The 4,252-nt window shown below is 64.8% G+C and carries 2 protein-coding genes and 1 riboswitch; of the genes, one reads left to right on the top strand and one right to left on the bottom strand.

Going from position 1 to position 4,252, the window contains the following annotated elements; genetic code table 11:
• Positions 1 to 370: 370 nt before the first annotated feature.
• A complete protein-coding gene (locus O0J73_RS21615) occupies positions 371 to 1,948 on the bottom strand; it encodes a BCCT family transporter (protein ID WP_008267394.1) in 1,578 nt (525 codons plus the stop codon).
• A 246-nt stretch (positions 1,949 to 2,194) separates the two neighbouring features.
• Positions 2,195 to 2,296: riboswitch (TPP riboswitch) on the top strand.
• Positions 2,297 to 2,378: 82 nt separating this feature from the next.
• On the opposite strand from O0J73_RS21615, the gene thiC reads away from it, so the two are divergent.
• Entirely contained in the window at positions 2,379 to 4,223 is a 1,845-nt protein-coding gene (gene thiC / locus O0J73_RS21610; protein ID WP_308309606.1) for a phosphomethylpyrimidine synthase ThiC, read from the top strand.
• Positions 4,224 to 4,252 lie beyond the last annotated feature (29 nt).

Genomic DNA, 4,252 nt, shown 5'->3' with positions numbered 1-4,252 from the left:
CCGCCACCCCCACCCGCACGCCCCCCGAAAGTTTCCGTGCGCGTCAGCCACGGAAGAGAAAGAAGAAAATCAAAAGCAACAGCCGCGCGCTGTGGATCCGACCCCATCTTGTTTTCCGATACACCCCATCCACGCATGGCGTGGAAAACCAACCGTCACACGGAAACTGTCGGGGGTGGGGCGGTGTGGGCTGGCAGGACCGTTGGCGCCATGGATGGCGCCATCGAGCCCCCACGGACGGGTTTACGGCGTGTCCTGCCAGCCCACACCGACCCGCCAAACCAGCAGCAACCCAGAGCCGCTGTTGAAGTTGCTGTTGCCGTTGCCGTTGCTTGAAAAAAGCGGTGCAGCCGCAGGCTGCAAAACACCCTCAATCCGAATCCTGCGCGCGTGCCGCCTCCGCCTGCGTCTCTTCCTGCGCTGCCATCTCGCGCGCGATCCACGCATCGATCATGTGGCGTTGGCGCTGTGCCTGCCGCCGCTCGCGCGTGTATTCCTGGTCCAGCACCCGGTACAGCGATACCATCACCAGCACCATCAGCAGCGCAAATGGCAATGCCGCGATCGTGATCATGCCCTGCAGCGCATCCAGGCCGCCCGCCAGCAGCAGCGCCGCTGCGATCAATGCCACCGCGATGCCCCAGGCCAGCTTGCGCTTCAGCGGCGGATCGCCCGCTTCATCGGTGGACATGCTGGCCAGCACCAGCACCGCCGAATCGGCCGATGTCACGAAGAAGATCATCAGCAGCACCAGCGCGATGCAGGAAAGCAGCAATGGCAGCGGCATGCTGTCAAACAGGGTGAACAGCACCGTTTCATAGCCATTGCCCAGCGCCTGCACCAGATCGGCATGGCCGAAGATCTGCGCCCACAGCGCGGTGCCGCCAAACACCGCGAACCAGAAGAAGCCCAGCACGGTCGGTGCCAGCACCACGCCGATGACGAACTCGCGGACGCTGCGCCCGCGCGAGATGCGCGCGATGAACGAGCCGACGAACGGGGCCCAGGAAATCCACCATGCCCAGTAGAAGATGGTCCAGTCCGCCACCCAGGTGCTGCCCGAGAACGGCGACATGCGCAGGCTCATGGTCACCAGCTGGTTGAGGTACGAGCCCAGGGTGGTGGTGAACGTATCGAAGATGAATCCGGTCGGGCCCAGCACCAGTACGGTGGCCGCCAGCAGCGCGGCCAGCGCAAGGTTGAAGTTGGACAGCCACTTGACTCCGCGCTCCACGCCACTGGCGGTGGACGCCATGTACAGAACGAACGCGATGGCGATGATGGTCAGCTGCAGGGGCACGCCCGCGTGCAGGCCGAACACGCGCTCCATGCCGGCAGCGATCTGGATGGTGCCGAAGCCCAGCGTGGTGGCCACGCCAATCGCGGTAGCAACGACCGCTGCAATGTTGACCACGCGCCCGATCCAGCCGCGATGGTGGCGGCCGATGATCGGTTGCAGCATGTCGCTGACCAGGCCGCGGCCGTTGCGGTTGAACTGGAACCAGGCCATCGCCAGGCCGATCAGCGCGTAGATTGCCCAGGGGTGCAGGCCCCAATGGAAGAATGCATAGCGCATCGAAGCCCGCGCCGCGTCCATGCTCTGCGGGGCCAGGCCTTCCGGTGGCTTGGTGAAGTGGGAAATCGGCTCGGCGGCACCCCAGAACACCAGCCCGATGCCCATGCCCGCGGCGAACAGCATCGACATCCAGCTGGCGCGCGAGAACTCCGGTTCGGCATCTTCACCGCCGATGCGCAGGTTGCCGAAACGGCCGAAGGCCAGGTACATCAGGAAGGTCAGCGCCAGGAACACGACCAGAAGATAGAGCCAGCCGACACTGCGGATGACATCGGCGAGTACCGACTGGACGACGGTATTGAACGGGCCGGGCGCGAAGCCGGCCAGCAGCACCAGGACGAGCACCAGTGCGATGGAAATGCGAAACACCATGAAGGAGCTTCTCCGATCAAGGGATTGAGGGGAGCGAGCAGAGCTTGCAGCGAGGGGCCGGCGGCGTGCAGCGCGAACCGGGCAGGGGCCGCGTCGGCGGCGAAGGAAGCATCGGTCGCTGGAACGCGACGGACGTGCACGTTACTGAACGCGATGTCACGGTTCTGTTAATACAGAAACAACGGATCCACGTGATGTGCGGCTGCAACGGCCACGAGCTGCAGTGCTTTCTATGCTCTAATGCGCAGCAAGAAGCGGGGGTACCGCGGCCAAACGGCCACGGTTGAGACAGTCCCTTGGAACCTGATCCGGCTCATACCGGCGTAGGGAAGCTTTGCAATGCTGCCATGCCCGGACTCCGCCCAAGGACCGTCCGTGCGCGGCGGCAGTGCGCCGCCGCTTCGTCCCTGACCTTCCTGGACGATGCCCGATGAACGCACAGCTCTCCGCCCTGCAGCAACAGGCCCAGCAACTCTCCGAATCCGTGACCCGGCCCATTCCCGGCTCGCGCAAGATCCATGTGCCCGGCTCGCGCCCGGACCTGCAGGTGCCGATGCGCGAGATCGCGCTGACCCGCACGCCGACGCTGTTCGGTGGCGAAGAGAATGCACCGGTCACGGTCTACGACACGTCGGGCCCGTATACCGATCCGGAAGTGCGCATCGATCTGTCCGCTGGCTTGCCAGCGCTGCGTCGCGGCTGGGTGGAAGAGCGTGGCGACACCGAGCAGCTCGAAGGCCTGAGTTCTTCCTTCGGTCGCGATCGCGAGCATGACCCGAAGCTCGATGCGGTGCGCTTCCCCGCACGCAGCCTGCCGCGCCGTGCACGCGCCGGCGCCAACGTCACCCAGATGCATTACGCACGCCGCGGCATCATCACGCCGGAAATGGAATTCGTCGCCATCCGCGAGAACCAGCGGCTGGATGCGATCCGCGATGCCGGCCTGCTGCAGCAGCACCCGGGCGAGGCGTTCGGTGCGTCGATCCAGAAGATCATCACTCCGGAATTCGTGCGCGACGAGATCGCCCGCGGCCGCGCGGTGCTGCCCAACAACATCAACCATCCGGAAAGCGAGCCGATGATCATCGGTCGCAACTTCCTCACCAAGATCAATGCCAACATCGGCAACAGCGCCGTGTCCTCGGGCATTGCAGAGGAAGTGGAGAAGCTGGTGTGGGCGATCCGCTGGGGCGGCGACACGGTGATGGACCTGTCCACCGGCAAGCACATCCACGAAACCCGCGAGTGGATCATCCGCAATTCGCCGGTGGCGATCGGTACCGTGCCGATCTACCAGGCGCTGGAGAAGGTCGACGGCCGCGCCGAAGCGCTGACCTGGGAGATCTTCCGCGACACGCTGATCGAGCAGGCCGAACAGGGCGTGGACTACTTCACCATCCATGCCGGCGTGCTGCTGCGCTATGTGCCGCTTACCGCCAAGCGGGTGACCGGCATCGTCAGCCGAGGCGGATCGATCATGGCCAAGTGGTGCCTGGCACACCACAAGGAGAACTTCCTCTACACGCATTTCGAAGAGATCTGCGAGATCATGAAGGCTTACGACGTGACCTTCTCGCTGGGCGACGGCCTGCGCCCGGGCTGCATCGCCGATGCCAACGATGCCGCGCAGTTCGGCGAACTGGAAACGCTGGGCGAGCTGACGAAGATTGCCTGGAAGCACGACGTGCAGACCATGATCGAAGGGCCCGGCCACGTGCCGATGCAGTTGATCAAGGAGAACATGGACAAGCAGCTGCGCGAGTGCGGCGAAGCGCCGTTCTATACGCTGGGGCCGCTGACCACCGACATCGCACCGGGCTACGACCACATCACCAGTGCGATCGGTGCGGCGATGATCGGCTGGTTCGGTACCGCCATGCTCTGCTACGTGACGCCGAAAGAGCACCTGGGCCTGCCCAACCGCCAGGACGTGCGCGACGGCATCATGGCCTACCGGATTGCCGCGCATGCGGCCGACCTGGCCAAGGGGCATCCGGGCGCGCAGGTGCGCGACAACGCGCTGAGCAAGGCGCGCTTCGAGTTCCGCTGGGAGGATCAGTTCCATCTCGGCCTGGATCCGGAGAAAGCCAAGGAGTTCCATGATGAGACGCTGCCGAAAGACGCGCACAAGCTGGCCCACTTCTGTTCGATGTGCGGTCCGCACTTCTGCTCGATGAAGATCACCCAGGACGTGCGCGACTACGCCGAGGCCGGCATGAAGGAGAAGTCGGAGCAATTCCGCGCCGCCGGTGCCGAGGTGTATCGCCAGGGGTGATGCGCGAAGGGGGGGGGGGGGGGGGCGCC

Origin of the sequence: Stenotrophomonas sp. Sm6012 (assembly GCF_030985895.1) — a bacterium.
GTDB lineage: Bacteria > Pseudomonadota > Gammaproteobacteria > Xanthomonadales > Xanthomonadaceae > Stenotrophomonas > Stenotrophomonas forensis.
The sequence above is the reverse complement of the archived record's forward strand: the minus strand, read 5'-3'. Positions and strand labels throughout refer to the sequence as shown.